Genomic DNA, 19,767 nt, shown 5'->3' with positions numbered 1-19,767 from the left:
CACTATTTTCCCTGATCGGAAAGGCATTCTCTCTTTAACGCGCCGCAACCCTTCGCACACCTATCGGTGGATCCAGGATAAACCACAGGTCGTTCGTCGAGTTGTCCCAGATGGGGCTGATTCACTAACAAATGTTATTCAACTCCATGCTCTGTGCAATCGCCCCCACAATGAGGTGGGCGGTCGGCAAGGTGACAGCCGTCGGAGCAGTGTCCGTTCTTCTCGCCGCGTGCTCGGCGGGTGATGGGGCGACCCCCTCGGCGCCGGCCGATGGTGGCCAATCCGGGGAGTCCATCCCCCTCACGATCGCGGTGCCGCCCTCTGCCTTCGCAGCGACTCTGTACCTGGGCGTGAACGAGGGCATCTTCGCCGATGCAGGGTTCGATGTCACCCTGACTCCCAGCACATCGATGGCCGAGACCGTGCCCCAGCTGCTGTCGGGGGACCTCGACTACATCTATGCGGACGTTCACAACACGCTCATCGCCGCGTCGGAGAACGTGCCGCTCGTCATGACCGCACCGATCACGACGACCGCATCCGAGGATCCGGAGCAGAAGGGTTTCGCGAACGTTCTGACCCTCGAGACCTCCCCGATCACGAGCCCGAGCGATCTCGCGGGAGCAACGATCGGAACCAACTCGATCAATGGGCAGGCGATGCTCGATGCCATCGAGGTCCTGGAGCGTCAAGGGGTCGAGACCGATGAGATCGAGTGGGTCGGCATCCCGGGTCCGCAGCTCGCGACGGCTCTTCGTCAAGGACAGGTGGACGCCGTGACGCTCGGCGAGCCCGGCGCAACCGCCACTCTCGTCGAGGGCGGGGTGCGCTTCGTTCTCGCTCTGGACGGAGGTCTGCTCGACACCCCGATGGCCGGTCTGACGACTCTCGCCGATACCGTCGCCCTCGATCCCGGTGCTGCCGAGCGCTTCCGTGACGCCGTCATCGAGGCCAACGAGCGCGCGCTCGAGGACCCGCAGTTGGCGTACGACGCCATGGCGGGTTACATGCCCATTCCGCCGGAGATTCTGGGGCAGTCGGTCCTCCCGCTCTGGGCAACCACTCCGTTCGCGGCCGACAGTGTCGAGCCGATTCTGGAGCGTCTCGAGCGACTGAATCTGCTCAGCGTCGACCGTGCACCCGATCTCGACGCGGTCTTCCCGACGCTCTGAGTGATAGATCGTGCATTCGAGAACATCCGAGACGCCACAGGGCGCCCCTCCCCGGCCGCGCATTCAGCGGGGTCGGGGAACGGGCGGGCGATGGTCGATGGTGTGGCAGGCCGTCACCCTGTTGATCTTCATCGCACTGTGGCAAGGGTTCACCCTCACGGCCACGGCGAGGGCCGTCGGCATGCCGGGTCCGTTCGAGGTCGTGCAAACACTCGGGGGGATGATAACAGGGATGCCCTTCTGGGCGTCCCTGGGAGCGACCATCGCGAACTGGTTGGTCGCGCTTGTCGTCGCGATACTCATCGGCGTTCCTCTGGGCATGGTCTTGGGGCGGGTGCGCCGGGCCGCACTATCTGCGGGGGTCCTCATCGACTTCTTGCGAACCATCCCGTCGTTCGCGCTAATTCCGATCCTGCTGCTCCTTCTCGGACCCCGGATGTCGATGGTGGTTTTCGCGGCGGTTTTCGCGGGGGTGTGGCCGCTGCTCATTCAGGCCATGTACGCGGCTGAGCAGCTCGATCCCGTCCTCTCGCAAGTCTCGCGAGCTTTTCGACTGCGTCCCATCGACCGGTTGCGATATGTCCTGATCCCCGACTTCGTGGCGTTCCTCTGGCCCGGTCTACGCCTCGCCACCACGGCGACGCTGCTCGTCACAATCGGAGCCGAGCTGATCGGTGGGGCGCCCGGAATCGGATCCGCGATGCAGCAGGCCCAGCTCTTCAACCTCCCCGATGTCACGTACGCATGGGTCGTGGTGGCGGGAATTCTCGGGCTTGCCGTCAACGGCGCGGTGTTGCTCGGCCAGCGCAGGTTGCTCTGGTGGCACCCGACGATGAGAGGAGAACAGCGATGACAACGACGACTGTTCGCATTGCGGCGCGCCAGGGCACGGGGCGCTACGGGCTTCTGCTCTGGCAGCTGTGGTTGCCGGTCGTGGCATTCGTGCTCGTGTGGGTGATCAGCGCGGGGTCCACGTCCTTCTACTTCCCCCCGGCGTCTCGGGTGGCGGAGGTCACCGTCAACACGTGGTTCTGGGAGGGCATCCGGACGGAGATGGTGCCGAGCCTCGTGCGACTCGTCATCGGATACGGATTGGCCGTGGTCGTGGGCGTCGCCCTGGGTGTGGCGCTCGGAATCCTGCGCCCCCTGGAGTCCGCGACCCGGCCGGTGGTCGAGACGGTGCGAGCCGTACCGGGTGTGGCCCTCCTGCCGATCGCGATGATGTTCTTCGGCACCGGAGAGGTCATGAAGATCAACATGATCGCCTTCATCTCTCTGTGGCCGATCTTCCTCAACACCGTCGAGGGCGTGCGCTCGATCGACCCGACTCTCACCTCGGTCGTGCGGGTCTACCGGCTCTCGCCCTTCGCCACCTTCCGCTTCGTCTACCTTCCCGCAGCGCTCCCTCAGATCTTCGCGGGTGCGCGCATCGCCCTGGCGATCGCCGTCGCCGTGATGGTCGCCGTCGAGATGTTCGGCACCCCCGGTGGTCTCGGCTACTTCATCCGCAACGCCCAGCAAACCTTCCGGATAGCGGAGATGTGGAGCGGCCTGCTGATGCTGGGCATCTTCGGCTACCTGTTGAACATCGCCTTCCGCCTGCTCGAGCACCGCGTCCTCCGCTGGAACTATCGACGGATCGCGCACCTGAAAGGATCATCACAATGAGTGCGATCGGTACTCCCTCAGTCGTTTCTCCAGATCGAACGGCGTCCTCCATCCTGCGTATCGAATCGCTGTCCCACGCCTACGGGGACAACCTCGTCCTCGACGGCATCGACGGCGAGATCCGGGAAGGGGAGTTCGTCTGCATCGTGGGTCCCTCGGGCGCCGGGAAGACGACGCTCCTGCAGTGCCTTGCCGGGCTGAGGCGCCCCACCGGTGGGACGGTCACCTTCCGCGGGCGGCCGTTCTCCGAGCCGCCGCCGGAGCTGGCGGTGGTGTTCCAGGACTACTCGCGATCCCTCATGCCGTGGTTGACCGCCATCGACAACGTCTCGCTTCCCCTGCGCGCTCAGAAACTGAGCCGCAGCGAACGAAGTGCGCGCGCTCTCTCGGCTCTGCGGGAAGTGGGCCTCGAAGGCGCTGAGAAGAGGTACCCGTGGGAGATGTCGGGCGGGATGCAGCAGCGCGTCGCGATCGCGCGGGCGCTGGCTTACTCGCCCAGTGTCGTCATCATGGATGAGCCGTTCGCCTCCGTGGACGCGCAGACTCGCGCGGATCTCGAAGACCTCACCCTACGAATCCGCGACCACCTCGGGATCACCATCGTGCTGGTGACCCACGACATCGATGAGGCCGTTTACCTGTCCGATCGCGTCTTCGTACTCGCAGGAAAACCGGCCGGGCTCGCAGAGATCATCGAAGTTGATCTGGGAACGGGAAGAGATCAGGTCGAGACGAAGGCGACGCCCGAGTTCGCGCGCCTGCGGTCGCGCGTCTATCGGCAGATCAAGCGCGACGACACGAAGGGCTGACACCGGCTTGATGCATGCAGATCCTCCGACACCCCCGAGGCACCCGCGTGCGACAATCGTCTCGATGCCGACCTCAACGCCATTGTCGAACGACCACTCCGAGCCGCGGGAGTGGGAGGTCGCCGTCACGATCGCTCGGATCAGCGACATCCTGAGCAAACCATTCTTTGAGCGGTATGCGAAGCCCTACGCATTGTCGCTGACAGAGTGGCAGTCATCGTTGTGGTCTACCAGGCGCCTGGGATCTCGGCGCAAGAGATCGGAACGCTCACGGGGATGCACCCGATGAACATAAGTCGGGCTGTCGCGCGGCTTCGGGCGAAGGACCGGTTGGTCTCGACGACGGACTCCCTGAATCACCGCCGCCGAAATCTCACCCTCACCGACGCTGGACGGGCCATATACCACGACCTGATCATCAGTGCGCAAGAGCAAGCACGGAGCCTCTTGGAGGTGCTGACAATCGCGGAGCGTCAGTTCTTGACCGCCATCCTCGATCGTCTGCTGGAGCGGGCGCTGGAGATCGCCGCGCCGGCACGCGGCGACTGACCTGCTCGAGGCTCGCAAAACTTTGGACCGAGCTTCGGTGGTCCCGTCGGGCGCGCGCGGTGCTCGCCGATTACCGTGAGCTTCTGGTCGATCTCGCAGTTCTTTTCGAAGCTCCCCGGCCGCAACAGTGTGAGAGCTCGCCACAGCTGCGGCTGTCGGTACCGTGATAGTCGGAGAGCTATCTTGAGACCGCCGGTCCGGAAGCCGCGCGAGCGGAGAGTAGGGCACGAATCCGATGCCCGGTTCCTTCAGAACGAGGACGAGTGTCTCGGCGTCGCTTGTGAGGAGTGAGTACTCCGTCTCTCCACAACCGATACCAGTTCGACGGAGTGCGCTCGACGGATCGTGTTTGGGTCGGCTTCGCTGAGCCCGAAGCATCTGACCTGCCCGCGTCGATGGTCTCGGTCACGACGGCGGCGACCTCTTCGTTCGGCACGTTCGGGTCGACCCGGTGATGTTAAACGACGATGCCCTGCAATATGCACGTTCGGGGACTTGCTCACGACGTAGCCGAGGGAGTGCGGTCAGCCGGTGGGACCCCACTTGAGTTCAACACCGTGGCCGTGAGTGATGCGGTGCTTGCGAGAGGAGGGGCATCGCTCGTGAGCAGAGAGGTCATTGCTGACTCAATCGAACTCGCCGCTACGGCCTACGCGTTCGATGGCCTGGTCGCCATCGGCGCGTGCGACAAGACGAATCCTGCGTGCGTGATGGCGATGGCGCGCCTGAACTTCCCGGCTGTCTACCTCTACGGTGGGACGATTCAGCCGGGGAGTTTTCGCGGCGGGGACGTTACGATCCAGGACGTAGCCGAAGGCCGGGCATCGTGCGCCCGTAGCGCCGGAGTCGGATCTTGCTCCGGCTGATCCGTGAACATCTCAGGTGTTGCGTGAGTATGCCAACACGGCGAGCGCCTCGAGGAAGCGCTCCCTCTCTGATGCGGGCACGGGTTCGAGAAGCCGTTCTTGTACCTGCATGACGGTTTTGATAGTCGACTCCGCCGTCTGTTTCCCCGTCGTTGTCAACGTCAGTAGCCGCAGGCGACGATCGAGCGGATCATTTTGTCGCGCGATCCATCCTCTCCGCGCGAGGCGGGCGATGATGTCGGCGGCCGTGGACTTGTCGAGCGCCGCTCGCTCACCCAGGTCCCGCTGACTGATACCGGGATATTGCGCGAGCGTCTGAACTGCGGCGAACTGGGGCCCGGTCATTGTCTGCCCGAAGTTTTTGGTCCAGAGAGCCGTGTGCATCTGCTGAGCGCGGCGCAGCAGCGCTCCGGGCGCGTCGCTCCGTAGCGTCGAGATCGGGGTCACCACGAACGCTGATCGGTTTCGCGGATCCAGCGAAGCTATCTGGTGCAACCCGGACACAAGTTGTGGTCGCTGCGCCATCGGTACGATTTCGAGCAGCCGATCCTGCACGGACTGGGCGATGGTCGTCAAGTGATCGAGCGTAGATCCGATGCCCGGCGTGAGGGTCAATACGTTGCGGCGGGCGTCTTGGGGGTCGCCCTCGCGGACGATCCATGCCCGGTCCGTAAGTCGAGCCACGACGTCCGCCACGGAGGACTTGTCGAGGGAGGCGAGCTGCCCGAGGCGATGCTGGTCGATCCGAGGGTGCTCGGCGAGCGCGGCGAGCACGGCGTATTGAGGACTGGTGAGATCCGCTCCGAACGATTCCGTCCAGATCGCGGTATGGACTTGCTGAGCGCGTCGTAGAAGATGGCCACAGATCGCGTGCATCGGGACGCGTCCGAGGGGCGCACCACCATCGGGGGGATGCGAGTCGACCATCGCCGCCCATCATGTCACGAACGGGAATGCGCCTCGTTCCCTGTGGTCAGGTTCGCGGATGATGGGCCGTCCCGATCGATGCGGTGGGTTGTGCGGTGAGGAACCCGGCGAAGAAGTCCGTCAGTTCGGCGCGGGCGTCGAGGGGAAGGACGTGCGCGACATACTGATCGGGTCGCACGATGACAAGCGCTCCCGCATCGGCGATCCCACGCTCGGCGAAGATGTCGCGCTTCGGATGCTTTGCCCACGCCTTCTCCCAGTCCTGGAGACGCAACGGGCCCGTGCGCGGAATCAGCGCGGCGGGAAGGCGGGTTACGTCGATTTCGTGGTGCCCGGATCGGAAGACGCCGTGCACATCGATGACCGCGTCGAGGTCGTCCGCCTCCGCGGCGAAAACCCGCAGGGGCGAGTCCGGAGCGTCCGACAGCCACGAAGCGGTGTTCAGGAGTTCCGCATCATCACCCGAAGCGAATGCGTAGATTCGCCATCGCCCGTCGGCTCGATGAGCGTGCCCGAGCTCCATCGGCTTGGCGTCGGCGAGACGCACGACAGGGGTCGAGTGGAATCTCGTACCGATCACGAAGCCGGAGGCCAGTGACTGGTATTGGCTCGTGCCCGTCAGCGTCGAGGGTTGATAGGTCGTGGCGAGTCCGGCGGTGTACCGGCCCTGCCGGGCGAACTCGTCTCGCAGTTCGGTCGCCGTCACGCCGCCTTCCTCGGGGCGATCCGGGTCGAAGGTCGGCTGCGCGACGAACGCCGACCAGAACCGATCGAACTCGATCAGGTCCTTGGCCACGGATTGGCGCTCGGCCGAATATGTCCGAAGAAGCTCGGCGGGGGAGCGACCCTGCAGGACAGCGGCGAGCTTCCAGCCCAGATTGAAGGCATCCTGCATCGACACGTTCATGCCCTGTCCGGCTTTTGCCGAGTGGGTGTGGCACGCGTCACCCGCGATGAACACACTCGGCTCGGGCGCGGTGTCTGCGTTGTCGAAACGATCGCTGAGTCGTTGTCCGACCTCGTAGACGGAAGACCAGGCGACCGAGCGGACGTCTATGGAATAGGGATGCAGGATCGAGTTGGTGACGGCGGTGAGTTGCTCGACCGTGGTCTGCCGAATGCGGCTGTCCCCGGCGGGCACGGCGCCGAGATCAACGTAACAGCGCACCATGTTCCCGCCCTCGCGGGGGATCATGATGAGGCTGCCGCGTCCCGCGGACTGGATCACGTTCTTCGTGCGCCAGTCCGGAAAGTCGGTCGTGGCGAGCACATCCATCACGCCCCACGCATGGTTGGCGGCGTCACCCTTCAGTTCGAGGCCGATCGCCTGGCGGACGGAGCTGCGGGCGCCGTCGCACCCGACGACGTAGCGGGCGCGGATCGTGAATTCGCTCTCGCCCGTTGTGTCGGCCCGGCGCAGCCGCACCTCAACCGGATAGTCGCCGTCGAGAACCGTGAAGTCCACGAATTCGATCCCGTAATCCGGAACCAGCTTGCTGGCCGAGGACTCCATGTGATCGAGCAGGTACTGCTGCATGCGTGCTTGGTTCACGATGACGTGCGGGAACTCACTGAGCCCCTCGGGGGTGTCGTCGACCCATCCCGTGCGAACGATGCGCGAGCGGTCCTCAGCCGAGGGTCCCCAGAAGCGCGTTTCGTTGACCCAGTAAGCCTCGCGCACGAGAGCCTCGGCGAGACCGAAGCTCTGGAACATCTCGACCGTGCGGCATGCGACTCCATCTGCCTGCCCGACCTGAAGGGGGCCGTTCCGACGCTCGACGATTCGCGTATCGATGTCGGGGAAGGCCGCCAGTTGGGCGCCCAGGACGCAGCCGGCGGGGCCGGTTCCGACGATCAGCACATCGACCTCGCTGGGCATGTCGACCGATCGGGTGAGTCCGTAGTCACGGGCCGGAAGCTCGTCGGGGTCGCCGGGCCGATAGCCGTCACGGTAGAACTGCATGTCATATCTCCTTCGATGCGCGGCAGCGTCGATCACGAAATATCGTCCGTATACGTACAATATCACCGTACACCCGCCCTGTGCACGACCGTGCTCGTTCGGAGCATCCGCGTCACGAGGCGGTCATGACGAAGGGCGCACGAACCACTCGTTCGTGCGCCCTTCGGTGGGGAGTCGATTAGTCGAGCGCGTCGACGATCGTGAAGCCAGCCCCGTTGTACTTCTGGACGACGACGGTGCTCATGGCCGGTCGGTCATCGGTCGTCGTGTCGATCACGCCGCCGTCGAGGAGGAACGGCGCCGAGTAATCGCTGATCGAGCGGAGGGCCTCCATGAAGCTCTCCCGCGTCGGTTCCTCCATCTTCATGAACGCCTGCTCGAGGATCGATGCTCCGATCCAGCTCCAGAGGCACTGGGGGAAACTGGGCTCACCGGGCTGCGTCGTGTATTCCGCGAGCGCGTCGAGGAATACCGTGCTGTTCGGGTCCTCCGTGAACAGCGGCGAGCCCACGGTCATCGACGACGCCGTGGTGTAGATACCTGGGAAGGTGTCGGCCACTCCGGAGGGGATGAGGAACGCTGCGGGGCTCGCAGAGACCGAGGGGAGGAAGATGCTGGGGTGCCACCCGATCGTGTCGGCCTGCTGCAGCGAGCCGATCACGAGCGGTGCCAGCGAAGACATGGCGTTGAGGAATACGTCGGCGCCCGTCGACGCGAGGTCGCGCTGAGCTCTGCGTCCGCCGTCGCGCTCAGGGTGTCACGCTCACCTCCACGGGAACTCTCGTCCTCGAGAAAGCGCGGCGCCTGCTGAACGATGTCGCTGAGCTGAACTACGCCGTGCAGGGTGGCGGGTCCGAATTGGTCGGGCCCGTCGTGCTGGGGTGCTTCGCTACGCTCGCGCCCGCCGTGCTCCCACGCATCCTCGAGGAGTACGAGACGCTGCATCCGCAGGTCTCGATCGACTTCGTCGTAGGAGCGCAGGACGAACTCACCGCCGCGCTGCGTTCGGGTGCGATCGACGTGGCGATCATGTACGACATGGGCGGGTTCGAGGCACTCGAGACGTTCGAGTTGTACGCGGCGCGCGGATACGCACTCTTCGGCGCCGGCAACCCGCTCGCGAACAAGAAGGTCGTGGCGCTCGAGGAGCTGGCCGACCTTCCCTTCGTCCTGTTCGATCAGACGCCCAGCACCCGCTACGCCATGTCGATCTTCGAGGCGCGGGGGCTGACTCCGCGCGTACGGCACCTCACACACGCGTTCGAGCTCACTCGCTCGATCGTCGCCCGCTCCGACTCCGCCTACGCCGTATTGGTGCAACGTCCGGCCAACAAGCTGAGCTACGAAGGGCTGCCGATCCTCGAACGCGAGATCGTGCCGCCGCCGCCATCGGTGTCGGTAGTCTTTGCCTGGGCTCGAGGAGTGGCTCTCTCGAGCCGGGCGCGGGCGCTCGCCGACCTCGTACGCCAGCAGTACGCGCGCGGAGACGCCTACACGGGTACTGACTAAAGCGATTTTCGTGAGCTTTATCGTCGAATTGTTCTGTTTGACCGCAAATGAACTCGTAATCAGGATGGAGGGACTACTCCCCACAACCAGCGCGGCACCGACGCCACGCGAGAGGCGGTTCCGATGTCCATCCTCACCCCTACGTCCGCTCGAGTCGCTCCCGCGCCGAACCTATCCGCCGACGATGTCGTCGACTCGGCCGTCCAACTGATCCCGTTGCTGCGAGAACGAGCAGCCGAGGTAGATCGCGAGCGCCGGATCCCCGACGACACCTACCGCCGACTCGGCGACGCGGGCTTGCTGCACGTACTCAAGCCCAAGAAGTACGGTGGGCTCGAACTCAGCGAGCACGAGCACGCGCGCATCGCGATGAACCTGGCGCGCGGATGCGCCTCCACGGCGTGGGTGTTCTCGATCCTCAGTTCCGACAACATGGCGATCCTCGCCTACCCCGAAGAGGTCCAGGACGAGATCTGGGGCTCCGATACCTATGCCACTCTGGCCGGCAACACCAACCTCAATCCGAAGGCCGTCGCGAAGAAGGTGGACGGCGGATACCTGTTGACCGGTAAATGGGGATTCTGCAGCGGTTCCGACTTCTCCGAGTGGCTCATTTTCAACGCCCCCGTCGGTGACGACGGCGAGGGTCATATGTTCCTCGTGCCGCACGACGATGCGGAGACGATCGACGATTGGCATCCGACCGGCATGCGCGGCACGGGCAGTCGTTCGATGTCGGTGACCGATGTCTTCGTTCCCGAGCACCGTGTTCAGCGGACCGCGGACACCGTGCGAAAGCTGAAGGAGCGCCGGTCGATGCATCCGACTTTCGACACGATGTACGCCACATGGCCCTCCCACGGTCGTTTCCCGTTTGCGTCATGTGCCGTCGGTGCCGCGTGGGGTGCTGCCGAGCACTTCGCCGAGACGGTCGGGTCGTCTACCCGTGTCGCGAATGCGCTCGGCGGCTCCGTGAGCCTCTCCGAGCAGGAGTACGTGGCCAGCGAGTTCGCCCAGGCGCAGGGTGACATTCAGATGGCGCGCCTGCTGATCGAGAAGCGGAGCTTCGAGGCATCCGAGCGGGCGCGCCTGCGCGAGGAGTCCAGCGAGGCCGATACCGCCCGAGAGGCCCGTGACAATGCGCTCGTCACGCGCACGGCTCTGCGCTCGGTACAGCAGATCTTCTCGCTCGTCGGCGCACGGGCGGGTAATGCCGAGCACCCGATCTCGCGCGCCAAGCGCGATGTCGAGATGATCTCGCATCACGTGACCCTGAACTGGCGCCAGGGCGCCATCCGGTACCTTGCCTCGGTCTCGTGAGAGCGGACGGACGATGATCAGCCCCGATGACTTCAAGGCCGCCTTTCGTTCGCATCCGGCGGGGGTCGCCCTGATTACCGCCGACGCGCACGGCGTCCCGATCGCGCTGACCGCGTCTTCCGTGTCGGCCGTCAGCGCCGACCCGCCCCTGCTGATGTTCTCGGTTTCGGTGCACAGTTCCAGCGCCGTCGTGCTCCGACTGGCCGATACCGTCGTCGTCCACCTTCTCTCGGCAGAGAATCTCGATCTGGCCGTCTTGGGTGCGACGAGTGGCATCGATCGGTTCGCCGACACGACGCGCTGGAGGCGACTCGACACGGGCGAACCCGTTTTCGACGATGCCCATACCTGGTTGCGCGCGCGCATCCTGCACCGGATCGACGCCGGTGGGTCGACGGTATTCGTTGCCACGGCGGTCGAGTCGCGTCTCGACGGCGGTGCCGAGACGCCGGATGGCCTGGTCTATCAGAACCGCACCTGGCATCGGCTCAACGCCGAGTCCGTCGCCCACCCGACCGAACTCGTCGCCCAAGCCCGGTCGTGAATGCGGCGCACGCCTGACCCGGTGGTCATCGCCCCGGATCAGGCGTGCGCCGTCCCCCCGATCAGCTGGTCGCCGCGACGTCCTCGGCTTCTCGAATCGCACTGGGCCGATCGGCATGACGCAGATGTGTCTGTACCTTGGCCGCGCGCGCCTGGCGATGCTTCTCAGCGAGAGTGACCTCGGGGTCCGGTAGGTAGCGCTCACTCATCGTCAAGCCGACCTTCATGAAGGACTGGGCGAACCACCGGGTGATGGGTCCGGGTCGGGCCATGCCGTAGGTGCGGAAGATGTGGTCCGGATACATCCCCAGGACCATCGCGCGCGCCACCCCGTGCAGGGGACGGGGGAAGTGACGTTCGGCGAACGGCGTCAGCATCCGCTCCATGACGGCCACTCCGTGCGAGTTGTCGCCCCAGTCGCGGGCCTCGTAGTCGTCCATGTACGCCATGATCCCCGCGAAATCGGCCGGAAAGCCGTGGAGCGGTTCGCCCGTGCCTGCGTTGCGGAACAGCTTTGCCATCCGGCTCCAGAACTCGACCGAGGCGATCTGGACCTTCTCGGGGAAGCCCGGCAGACCGATCCTCAGGCGCATTCGATGCATGAAGGCCGCCTCATAGCAGAGGGTGTACACGTAGTCTTCGTTATGCGAGAAGTTGCCCGGATACTGTTTCGCCCAGTGTTCGTGTAGGCGGTTGAGAGACTCGACGGACCGCTGGGTCGCCGGGTGTGACGGGCCGTTCTCCCACCAGATCAACATGTGCCGACTGGTGTCGTCCATGCGCTTGTTCGGGGCTGTGTAGATCTTGCCCTTCCCAGCCCGCAAGACCGCTTCGGCACCACGAGCCGGCGCGATGAAGTTCGGAAACGTCAACGCGTAGATGTAGTCCATCAGGAAGTCGTTCACGTAATAGCTCGTGCCGAGCGCGACGATCCGCTCGTAGTCGACATAGGGATCGAGCTGCTCGAGCTCGGCATCGATCCATTTGCGTGGTTTGGTGCGCATGCGTTCATTCCTCGGGCGTCGGTGGCCGATAAGTGCTGATCCACCCTGCGCCCGTGCGCCGAGTGCGCACATCGGTGCGCGATACGAAAGGGACCAGTCGACTTGGTACCACGGTCCAGCTGCGCAACATGAACGGAAAGAACACGCGATGCTGTCGCGCGGTGTGGGTAAAGTCAGGCGCAGGCGACACAGTAGTCCGCAACGAGGGAGCGTCCATGGCCGTGCTGCGATCCCGCGAAAGGTCCGCTGCGCCTCTCGCCTGGCTGGTTGAAGCCGTCACGGCTGGCTACGTCGACGCGGATGTATCCGATCTGCTCGACGAACGTGAAGAACGAACCGCGCGCGCGGCGCTTCCCGGGTCGTTCTTCGGATGGTTGGCGGCCGAGGCGCGTGTCGCTCAGACCATCGTGAGGGACCAGAACGAGGGCGATTCGCGGGTGCCCTACCGAGAGGTCGCACGTGCCGCGGCGCGGATGCTGCTCGAGTTCGCCTATCGGCTGATGCATGACGATCCGGAGCGGCATTTTCTCGACCTTCCCTTCCGCTTCGCCGCTCCGGCAGCTCGCCTCGGAATCGATTCCTCGCTCGTCATCCAAGCAGTGCGCGTCACCGAGCGGCGCTGGGTCGATCAGCTCCTGACCGCGGCCGGGGAGCGCGCGGGGGATGTCGCGCACAGCGTGCTCAGCGCGAGCGCGGCCATCTACGACGCCGTCGTCGACAGCTTCGTCAGCGACTACGTCGTTGCCCAGGCGCGGCTGGACGATGAGATGCTCGCCATGAACCGTGCGTTGATAGACGCCCTCCTGGAGCGGGGCGTTCGCGACGCGAAGGGTTTCGAAGACCTGGGCGTCGACCTGACCAGCCACCACGTCGCCCTCGTGCTCTGGCATCCGACCGCCGGGATCGGACCCCACCTCGACACCGCAGCCCGGCAGATCGGCATGAGCGCGTTCGCGAACGCCGTCACAGTCGTGCCGGGTGATGACCGGACCCTATGGGTCTGGCTGTCGTTCGCCGACGACCCGCCTCCCGCGGCGTTGGAACGCGTTCGCTCGATCCCGCGTGACCCAGGACGGGTCGGCGTCGCGATGGGGCCCGTGGCCTCTGGTGTGCAGGGGTTTCGGAGGAGCCATCTGCTCGCCCGCGAATACGCGGCGGCCGCCAGCCGCCTGCCGCCCGGCATCGCCCCCGATATCGCCGACACCGAGAGCATGTCGTACCTCAGCCTGCTGCTGCGCGATGCGGAACGTGCCGAGTGGTTCCTCGCGACCGAGCTCGGCGCGCTCGCGACCGGGAGCGCCTCGGATAGAGAGAACCGCGAGACACTACGCCTCTACCTCGAGACGGGGCAATCCCTGGCGGATACGGCCGAGCGTTTGCGAATCCACCGGAACACGGTCGTCTATCGCCTGAAGCGGATCGAACAGATTATCGGTCGTCCGATCGCCTCGCGTCGTCACGAGCTCTACGCCGCTGCGCTGCTCGCTCATCTGCTGGAGCAGTCCGAGTCCTGAGGTCCGCGATTCACACACCGATCTCGGGTGCCGTATCGCAGTACCAGGACGGGCCGGATTCTCTGGACTCGCGGACGGTGCCCGCCGTGGTCGCCGTGTGGCCAGATGTAACAGGCAACCATTCCGCCGCTGATCCCGAAGGAGAGATCATGAGCCTCACGATGCCCACAAAGAACCTGTCGACCAACGTCGATCGTACGGAGCTGTTCATCGGCTGCAGCTGGCAGAAGCCCGCATCTGGCCACCGAATCACGGTGCGCTCCGCGACGACCGAAGAGGTCATCGGGTCGGTCCCCGAGGCAACCGAGGCCGACGTCGACCGCGCGGTCGCGGCGGCACGTCGCGCGTTCGATGACCCGCACGGCTGGTCGACGTGGGACCCGGCCGCGCGTGCAGCGGTCGTCGACAAACTCGCCGACGAGGTCCAGGCCCGTGCCGACGAGACCGTGCGCGTGATCTCGATGCAGAACGGCATGCCGATCACGATCGCCCGTGCGCTCGAAGCCCCCTACCCGGCCGCCACGCTGCGCTACTACGCCGAGCTCGCGCGGACTCAGGCGGTTGAAGAGGAACGCCCCGGCATCTTCGTCGCGCGCACGACGGTCCGCCGCACGCCCATCGGCGTCGTCGCGGGAATCGTGCCCTGGAACGTGCCGCAGTCGCTCACGATGACCAAGCTCGCCCCTGCGCTCGCCGCGGGCAACACGATCATCCTGAAGCCCTCACCCGAAACAGTCCTCGACGCCTTCCTGCTCGCCGACGCGATCAAAGCCGCGGGTGTGCCCGAGGGCGTCGTCAGCATCCTGCCTGGGGGGCGCGAGCTCGGCGCCTACATCGTGTCGCACCCGGGCGTCGACAAAGTAGCGTTCACCGGGTCGACGACCGGGGGGCGTGCAGTCGCCAAGGCGTGCGCCGAACTGCTGCGCCCCGTGAGCCTCGAGCTCGGCGGAAAGTCGGCGGCGATCATTCTCGACGACGCCGACCTCGATCTGGAGAGAATGGGCCAGAGCTTCTTCACGTCGACCCTCGCCAACAACGGGCAGGTCTGCTTCCTCGGCACGCGTGTTCTCGCGCCGCGTCGTCGGTACAACGAGGTCGTCGACGCGCTGGCCGCGCTCATGCAGTTCTCGCCCCTCGGTGACCCGCTGGAGGACGCGACGCTGATCGGGCCCATGGCGAGCAAGAACCAGCAGGAGCGCGTGGCGAACTACATCGAGATCGGAAAGAGCGAGGGTGGCCGCGTCGTCGTCGGGGGCAGCGGACGACCGGATGGCTGGGAGCGCGGCCACTTCGTGCGCCCCACCCTGTTCGCCGGCCTCGACAACACCGCGCGGATCGCGCAGGAAGAGATCTTCGGACCGGTGCTGACGGTCATCGGTTACGACGACGACGCGGATGCCATCCGCATCGCGAGCGATTCCGACTACGGTCTGGGAGGTTCAGTCTGGTCGACCGACGACGACCGGGCTATGGCGGTCGCCCGCGGCGTGCAGACCGGAACGATCGGCATCAACGGCTACATCCCTGACATCGGGGCGCCGTTCGGTGGGGTCAAGCAGAGCGGCTATGGCAAGGAGTTCGGAGCCGAGGGCCTCGCTGCGTACCAGCAGGTCAAGTCGATCTATCACTTCGCGTGAGCGCCGATGTTGTTCCGTCGGACCAAGAATCGACGTCCTTCCGGACTCGAATGGGGGATTCGCGAGAGCCTGACCAGCTACGTCGCGCATCTGCCTGACGGCGTCGTCGCCGTCGACGGGGTCGCGGACCTCGTTGACGGCGCGCACCCGCCACGGTTCTTCTTCCCCGAGGTGTCCCGCGCGCGCGGCGAGGTGCGGTTCGGGGGAACGGTCCAGATCATCGGTCATCGGGGGATGCTGCGGATCACCGCGTGTGACCCGTGGCTCGCATTCGGTGACGGTCGCGCGTTCCTGAGCGTCATCCCGAGCGAGGGCGCAGCACGCGTCGTCATTGCGGTGCTGCCGGCGGTCGAGGGGGAGCCCATCGATGCGGTGGGGGCGCAGCTGACCGCGGATGGAGCCGCCTGGCTCGGACCCCAGTACTCGGAGGCCGACGACGCATCCGTCGTCACCTACGCGCCGACTGCACGAAACTATCGCACGGGCTTCTCCGTCATTGACAAAAGGATCTCCTTCGCGTGGCCGAACGCCACGCCGGTCAACAACTCGATCGTGTCGCTCGGTCTGCCGGGAGAGCTGCTTCGCTCTGTCCGAATCTCGCATCGATCGCTCGCGAAAAGTCAGCGGGTCGCATAGGCGAGGTGCCGAAGGCTCAGCGCGGGGACCGTCGGCGTCGCGCAAGTGCACGGCGAGAAGGCCCGCACCCCGAGGGATGCGGGCCTTCTGTGATCGATCAGATCGGATCAGATCAGAGCTAACCGGTTGAGCGCCAGCCGCCCTGGTATTCCTGGCGGGCGGTGACCGCGTAGGGGACCGGGCTGACCACCGCGCGAACCGCGATCTGCTCGTGCGGCTGGACCGTGGTCTTGCCGGAGCCGCCGTTGGGCTCGCCCCAGACGACCTGCAGTTCGGTGCCGATCGGCACGTCGCGGTCGAAGGTCGCGAGCGACAGGCCGCGCTTCTCGTTCGCCGTCACGCCGGTGAAGAGCGACAGGCCGACGTTGTTGCCGTCGGCGTCGACCACGGCGTCGTAGTTCGACGAGCCGTAGTTCGCGTTCGGCAGGTCCGGTGTGGTCGTCACGGATGTCGCGCGCGCGGATGCCGCGACGATCGACGCGCTCGGTGTGCACGGCGTCGCGACGGTCCACGAGGCGATCGGCGGCATCGGGCTCGTCGGCGCCGACATCCGTCCGATTCAGGATGGCTCGCGCATCGCGGGATCCGCGGTGACGGTGCAGCACTCTCGGTGGCGTGGTGTCCTACGGCGGCGATTTCGCGATCGACGGCGTGCCGGGCATCGCGTGCGCGATCGAGTTCGAGTCGGCGGAAACTCGCCGCTGTTCCCGACCGGCAACGGGCGGACGAAATCGCCGGGCATGGCGTCACGCTGATCGACAACGGAATGCCGGTGGTGCTGCTGTGCGCCGGGGAGTTCGGCGTGACGGGCTCGGAAAGCCCTGAAGAGCTCGAGGGACGGTCGGAGCTGATCGCCGAGATAGAAGACATCGGTCGGAAAGCGGGACCGCTGATGGGACTTGGGGATGTCTCGGCGCAGACCGTGCCGAAGATGATCCTGCTGTCGCCTCTCCGCGCGGGCGGAGGGATCTCGACGCGCGCTTTCATTCCCGCACGCGTACACACCTCGATCGGGGTGCTGATGGCGGCATCCGTTGCCGCGGGCATCCGAATTCCCGGGGCGGTCGGCTCCGACCTGGCCGTCGACGCCGAGGCTGATCCCTCGATGATCGAACACCCGACCGGTGCGTTCCCCGCCCGGGTCGCCGTCGAGCAACGCGCACGGTTTTTCCGCGGCCGCGACTGTAAACCTGAATACCTAACGTCAGAGAGGACACCGCCATGGCCCGCACCGAGAACTTCGACATCGCCCACCTGGGCGCCGTCGAGCTGTTCACCCCCAAGTTCGAAGAGAGCCTGTGGTTCTTCCGCGACCTGCTCGCGATGCGCGAGGTCGCCCGCATCGGCGACTCGGCGTACCTGCGTTGCTGGGACGAGTACCAGCTCTACACGATCAAGCTCACGGCCTCCGACACCAACGGCGTCGGTCGCTCGCTGTACCGCGCATCGAGCGAAGAGGCGCTCGAGCGCCGGGTCGCCGCGATCGAGGCGGCGGGACTCGGGCACGGATGGCGCGAGCCCGAGGTCGGTGTCGGGCGCTCGTACGGATTCGAGGATCCGGATGGCCACCTGATGGCGATCTACTACGACACCGAGCACTACGTGCCGGACGAGAAGGACACCCCGGCGCTGAAGAACCAGGCCTCCGCCTTCCCGGGCCGTGGTGTGAACGTCCGCCGCATGGACCACATCAACTACCTCGCGGCGGATGTCACGAAGTCCGGTGAGTTCTGGCGCGACGTGATGGGTGCGCGTGAGTCGGAGCGTGTCGTGAAGGACGAGGGCGGATACGCCGCGTGGTGGTTCCGCTTCGCGCAGAAGTCGTATGACGTCGTCTACTCCGAGGACTGGACCGGAACGCGCGGACGCTTCCCGCAAGGCGTCCCCTCGTGTTCGTCTTGCGATCGTGCAGTGGCCGCCGGATGCGCCGCGCGGGTCGGTGTCGACGTTCTGCGTCGAGCATGGGATTTCGCGGAAGACGTTCTACGAGATCCGGAAAAGGGTTGTCGTGGAGGGTCCAGTGGCGGCGTTGGAGCCGCGTTCGAGACGGCCGGTGTCGAGTCCGAATCGGATCGCGGGCGAGGTTGCTGAGCGGGCGGTCGCGGTGCGGGCTGCGTTGGAGCAGTCCGGTCTCGACCACGGCCCGATCAGTGTTCACGAGAAGATGCGCTCGCTCGGGTTGGTTCCGGTGCCGTCGGTTGCGTCGTGGCGCGGATTTTCCGTGAGGCTGGTGTCGCCCGGGTGGAGCCTCGGAAGAAGCCGCGGGTGAGTCACCCCGGTGTGTCCGGAGACGAGATTCCTTGGAAGGATCTGTCTCATGGGACGTCCCAGCAAATATCCGCGCGAGCTTCGTGAGCGCGCTGTCCGCATGGTCGTCGAGGTGCGGCCCGACTATCCGAGCGAGTATGCGGCGATGACCGCCGTCGCCGGAATGCTCGGTATCGGCTCACCCGAGACGATCCGCACCTGGATCCGTAGGCAGCAGGTCGACGCGGGCGACCGGCCCGGTGTCACGACGGACGCGCAGGCGGAGATCAAGAAGTTGAAGCGGGAGAACGCCGAGTTGCGGCGGGCGAACGGGATCTTGAAGGCGGCCTCGGCTTTCTTCGCGGCCGAACTCGACCGGCCACACAAGCGCTCGTGACGTTCATCGACGAGCACAAGGATCGTGCTGATGGTGGGCTCCGATGGGGGGTCGAGTCGATCTGCGCCGTGCTTACCCAGCATGACGTGAGGATCGCCCCATCGACCTACTACGACGCCAGAGGGCGACAACCGTCACCGCGGGAACTGTCCGACGAACGCTGGAAGCCGATCATCCTCGCGACCTGGCGGAAGCAGCGGAAGGTCCTCGGCGCCCGCAAGCTTTGGCTCCGCCTGCGCCGTGACGAGCACGACATTGCCCGCTGCACGGTCGAACGTCTTATGCGAGACCTCGGGATCGCGGGGGTGCTCCGTGGGAAGCGGAAGCGTCCGGTCGATGCGGATCCGCGGGAGACCAGACCGGCTGACCTCGTCGACCGGCACTTCGCGAGGTTCCGCACGAACCAGCTCTGGGTTGCCGACGGGAATGCTGAGGTTTTGGTTGACTCGTTTCCTTATGCCGCCAGGTCGACGGCGTTCTTCATGATGGTTTCGAACTCGATGGGGGTCAATTTCCCCAGCCGGCGTTGTCGACGTCGGCGGTGGTAGCGGGCTTCGATCCAGTGCACGATCGCGAGTCTCAGTTGCTCTCGCGTGGCCCACGATTGCTGGTTGAGGACGTTCTTCTGCAGCAGCGCGAAGAAGCTTTCCATCGCGGAATTGTCGGCCGCTGCGGCCACTCGTCCCATCGATCCGCGCAGCCCGTAGCGACGCAGCGCGCGCCGGAATCTGCGGCTTCGAAATTGACTGCCGCGGTCCGAGTGCACGGTGACGTCGGTGGGCATCCCGCGCCGATTCACGGCGTCGGTGAGCGCGTTCACCGCGAGCCTGGCTTTCATCCGGTCACTGATCGAGTACCCCACGATCCGACCGGAGAACACGTCCTTGACCGCGCAGAGATACACCTTGCCTTCCGCGGTGCGATGCTCGGTGTAGGGTCGGCCAGCAGCGCCCTGCCTGGCTTGCGCCGGGTGGGGTTCTGCTGACCGCCCTCCGAACCGGACGTG

19 protein-coding genes and 5 pseudogenes are annotated in these 19,767 nt (G+C 65.6%); 18 read left to right on the top strand and 6 right to left on the bottom strand.

Going from position 1 to position 19,767, the window contains the following annotated elements:
- Positions 1-170 precede the first annotated feature (170 nt).
- The 7 genes from M4I32_RS14720 (at position 171) to M4I32_RS14690 (ending at position 5,064) form a co-directional block, all read left to right on the top strand.
- A complete protein-coding gene (locus tag M4I32_RS14720) occupies positions 171-1,172 on the top strand; it encodes an ABC transporter substrate-binding protein (protein WP_319035235.1) in 1,002 nt (333 codons plus the stop codon).
- 97 nt (positions 1,173-1,269) lie between these two features.
- Positions 1,270-2,025: an ABC transporter permease gene (locus M4I32_RS14715; protein ID WP_319035234.1), complete on the top strand. Its 756-nt coding sequence runs from the start codon at positions 1,270-1,272 to the stop codon at positions 2,023-2,025.
- Positions 2,022-2,840: an ABC transporter permease gene (locus M4I32_RS14710; protein ID WP_319035233.1), complete on the top strand. Its 819-nt coding sequence runs from the start codon at positions 2,022-2,024 to the stop codon at positions 2,838-2,840. Before M4I32_RS14715 ends, M4I32_RS14710 begins: the two co-directional genes overlap by 4 nt.
- The gene (locus M4I32_RS14705; protein ID WP_319035232.1) at positions 2,837-3,649 is read left to right on the top strand and encodes an ABC transporter ATP-binding protein; all 813 of its coding nucleotides are present in this window, start codon (positions 2,837-2,839) and stop codon (positions 3,647-3,649) included. The genes M4I32_RS14710 and M4I32_RS14705 overlap by 4 nt, the downstream gene beginning before the upstream one ends.
- A 276-nt stretch (positions 3,650-3,925) precedes the next feature.
- Complete coding sequence (locus tag M4I32_RS14700) at positions 3,926-4,198, top strand: MarR family winged helix-turn-helix transcriptional regulator (protein ID WP_319035231.1); 273 nt, start codon at positions 3,926-3,928, stop codon at positions 4,196-4,198.
- Between the two features lie 287 nt (positions 4,199-4,485).
- A complete protein-coding gene (locus M4I32_RS14695) occupies positions 4,486-4,653 on the top strand; it encodes a hypothetical protein (protein WP_319035230.1) in 168 nt (55 codons plus the stop codon).
- A gap of 12 nt (positions 4,654-4,665) precedes the next feature.
- Positions 4,666-5,064, top strand: a complete 399-nt coding sequence (locus tag M4I32_RS14690; RefSeq protein WP_319035229.1) for a dihydroxy-acid dehydratase — start codon at positions 4,666-4,668, stop codon at positions 5,062-5,064.
- 12 nt (positions 5,065-5,076) lie between these two features.
- Here the strand turns inward: M4I32_RS14690 and M4I32_RS14685 are convergent, their stop codons facing one another.
- From M4I32_RS14685 to M4I32_RS14675, 3 genes and pseudogenes are all read right to left on the bottom strand, one after another.
- Positions 5,077-5,991 carry a MarR family winged helix-turn-helix transcriptional regulator gene (locus tag M4I32_RS14685; protein ID WP_319035228.1) on the bottom strand — a complete coding sequence of 305 codons (915 nt, stop codon included), beginning with the start codon at positions 5,989-5,991 and terminating at the stop codon, positions 5,077-5,079.
- 46 nt (positions 5,992-6,037) lie between these two features.
- Entirely contained in the window at positions 6,038-7,954 is a 1,917-nt protein-coding gene (locus M4I32_RS14680; protein WP_319035227.1) for an FAD-dependent monooxygenase, read from the bottom strand.
- Positions 7,955-8,132: 178 nt separating this feature from the next.
- Positions 8,133-8,660: pseudogene (locus tag M4I32_RS14675) on the bottom strand (amino acid-binding protein); the annotation flags it as partial.
- A 131-nt stretch (positions 8,661-8,791) separates the two neighbouring features.
- Between M4I32_RS14675 and M4I32_RS14670 the strand changes: the two are divergent.
- From M4I32_RS14670 to M4I32_RS14660, 3 genes are all read left to right on the top strand, one after another.
- Entirely contained in the window at positions 8,792-9,463 is a 672-nt protein-coding gene (locus tag M4I32_RS14670) for a LysR substrate-binding domain-containing protein (RefSeq protein ID WP_319035226.1), read from the top strand.
- A gap of 123 nt (positions 9,464-9,586) precedes the next feature.
- Positions 9,587-10,783 carry an acyl-CoA dehydrogenase family protein gene (locus M4I32_RS14665; protein ID WP_036296839.1) on the top strand — a complete coding sequence of 399 codons (1,197 nt, stop codon included), beginning with the start codon at positions 9,587-9,589 and terminating at the stop codon, positions 10,781-10,783.
- 13 nt (positions 10,784-10,796) lie between these two features.
- Positions 10,797-11,327, top strand: coding sequence for a flavin reductase family protein (locus M4I32_RS14660; RefSeq protein ID WP_319035225.1), 531 nt, complete (start codon positions 10,797-10,799; stop codon positions 11,325-11,327).
- A 61-nt stretch (positions 11,328-11,388) separates the two neighbouring features.
- Here the strand turns inward: M4I32_RS14660 and M4I32_RS14655 are convergent, their stop codons facing one another.
- Positions 11,389-12,330 (bottom strand): oxygenase MpaB family protein, encoded by a 942-nt coding sequence (locus M4I32_RS14655; RefSeq protein WP_319035224.1) that lies wholly within the window; start codon positions 12,328-12,330, stop codon positions 11,389-11,391.
- 215 nt (positions 12,331-12,545) lie between these two features.
- On the opposite strand from M4I32_RS14655, the gene M4I32_RS14650 reads away from it, so the two are divergent.
- The 3 genes from M4I32_RS14650 (at position 12,546) to M4I32_RS14640 (ending at position 16,117) form a co-directional block, all read left to right on the top strand.
- Positions 12,546-13,844, top strand: a complete 1,299-nt coding sequence (locus tag M4I32_RS14650; RefSeq protein WP_319035223.1) for a PucR family transcriptional regulator — start codon at positions 12,546-12,548, stop codon at positions 13,842-13,844.
- A gap of 149 nt (positions 13,845-13,993) precedes the next feature.
- Entirely contained in the window at positions 13,994-15,481 is a 1,488-nt protein-coding gene (locus M4I32_RS14645; RefSeq protein ID WP_319035222.1) for an aldehyde dehydrogenase, read from the top strand.
- Positions 15,482-15,487: 6 nt separating this feature from the next.
- Positions 15,488-16,117, top strand: coding sequence for an HtaA domain-containing protein (locus M4I32_RS14640; RefSeq protein ID WP_319035221.1), 630 nt, complete (start codon positions 15,488-15,490; stop codon positions 16,115-16,117).
- Positions 16,118-16,235: 118 nt separating this feature from the next.
- Here M4I32_RS14640 and M4I32_RS14635 read toward each other — a convergent pair.
- A pseudogene (locus tag M4I32_RS14635) lies at positions 16,236-16,547 on the bottom strand (aminomethyl transferase family protein); the annotation flags it as partial.
- A 336-nt stretch (positions 16,548-16,883) separates the two neighbouring features.
- On the opposite strand from M4I32_RS14635, the pseudogene M4I32_RS15265 reads away from it, so the two are divergent.
- From M4I32_RS15265 to M4I32_RS15260, 5 genes and pseudogenes are all read left to right on the top strand, one after another.
- A pseudogene (locus M4I32_RS15265) lies at positions 16,884-17,213 on the top strand (PrpF domain-containing protein); the annotation flags it as partial.
- A gap of 125 nt (positions 17,214-17,338) precedes the next feature.
- Positions 17,339-18,208, top strand: a complete 870-nt coding sequence (locus M4I32_RS14630; RefSeq protein WP_319035220.1) for a hypothetical protein — start codon at positions 17,339-17,341, stop codon at positions 18,206-18,208.
- A pseudogene (locus M4I32_RS14625) lies at positions 18,108-18,391 on the top strand (IS481 family transposase); the annotation flags it as partial. The gene M4I32_RS14630 and the pseudogene M4I32_RS14625, both read left to right, overlap by 101 nt.
- A gap of 43 nt (positions 18,392-18,434) precedes the next feature.
- Positions 18,435-18,761: a transposase gene (locus M4I32_RS14620; RefSeq protein ID WP_319035219.1), complete on the top strand. Its 327-nt coding sequence runs from the start codon at positions 18,435-18,437 to the stop codon at positions 18,759-18,761.
- A complete protein-coding gene (locus tag M4I32_RS15260) occupies positions 18,758-19,309 on the top strand; it encodes an IS3 family transposase (RefSeq protein ID WP_413466837.1) in 552 nt (183 codons plus the stop codon). Before M4I32_RS14620 ends, M4I32_RS15260 begins: the two co-directional genes overlap by 4 nt.
- On the opposite strand, the pseudogene M4I32_RS14610 reads toward M4I32_RS15260, so the two are convergent.
- Positions 19,216-19,767, bottom strand: a pseudogene (locus M4I32_RS14610) (IS3 family transposase); the annotation flags it as partial. The gene M4I32_RS15260 and the pseudogene M4I32_RS14610 overlap by 94 nt on opposite strands.

Origin of the sequence: Microbacterium sp. LRZ72 (assembly GCF_033792225.1) — a bacterium.
Classification (GTDB): domain Bacteria; phylum Actinomycetota; class Actinomycetes; order Actinomycetales; family Microbacteriaceae; genus Microbacterium.
This window is presented reverse-complemented; position numbering and strand designations above follow the sequence as displayed.

Coding starts and splice junctions, on each gene's coding strand:
- M4I32_RS14720 (WP_319035235.1), top strand. CDS start 171: ATGAGGTGGGCGGTCGGCAAGGTGACAGCCGTCGGAGCAGTGTCCGTT.
- M4I32_RS14640 (WP_319035221.1), top strand. CDS start 15,488: ATGTTGTTCCGTCGGACCAAGAATCGACGTCCTTCCGGACTCGAATGG.
- M4I32_RS14680 (WP_319035227.1), bottom strand. CDS start 7,954: ATGCAGTTCTACCGTGACGGCTATCGGCCCGGCGACCCCGACGAGCTT.
- M4I32_RS14715 (WP_319035234.1), top strand. CDS start 1,270: ATGGTGTGGCAGGCCGTCACCCTGTTGATCTTCATCGCACTGTGGCAA.
- M4I32_RS14650 (WP_319035223.1), top strand. CDS start 12,546: ATGGCCGTGCTGCGATCCCGCGAAAGGTCCGCTGCGCCTCTCGCCTGG.
- M4I32_RS14705 (WP_319035232.1), top strand. CDS start 2,837: ATGAGTGCGATCGGTACTCCCTCAGTCGTTTCTCCAGATCGAACGGCG.
- M4I32_RS14685 (WP_319035228.1), bottom strand. CDS start 5,991: ATGGTCGACTCGCATCCCCCCGATGGTGGTGCGCCCCTCGGACGCGTC.
- M4I32_RS14665 (WP_036296839.1), top strand. CDS start 9,587: ATGTCCATCCTCACCCCTACGTCCGCTCGAGTCGCTCCCGCGCCGAAC.
- M4I32_RS14690 (WP_319035229.1), top strand. CDS start 4,666: ATGCCCTGCAATATGCACGTTCGGGGACTTGCTCACGACGTAGCCGAG.
- M4I32_RS14645 (WP_319035222.1), top strand. CDS start 13,994: ATGAGCCTCACGATGCCCACAAAGAACCTGTCGACCAACGTCGATCGT.
- M4I32_RS14620 (WP_319035219.1), top strand. CDS start 18,435: ATGGGACGTCCCAGCAAATATCCGCGCGAGCTTCGTGAGCGCGCTGTC.
- M4I32_RS14630 (WP_319035220.1), top strand. CDS start 17,339: ATGGCCCGCACCGAGAACTTCGACATCGCCCACCTGGGCGCCGTCGAG.
- M4I32_RS14710 (WP_319035233.1), top strand. CDS start 2,022: ATGACAACGACGACTGTTCGCATTGCGGCGCGCCAGGGCACGGGGCGC.
- M4I32_RS14660 (WP_319035225.1), top strand. CDS start 10,797: ATGATCAGCCCCGATGACTTCAAGGCCGCCTTTCGTTCGCATCCGGCG.
- M4I32_RS14655 (WP_319035224.1), bottom strand. CDS start 12,330: ATGCGCACCAAACCACGCAAATGGATCGATGCCGAGCTCGAGCAGCTC.
- M4I32_RS14700 (WP_319035231.1), top strand. CDS start 3,926: ATGCACCCGATGAACATAAGTCGGGCTGTCGCGCGGCTTCGGGCGAAG.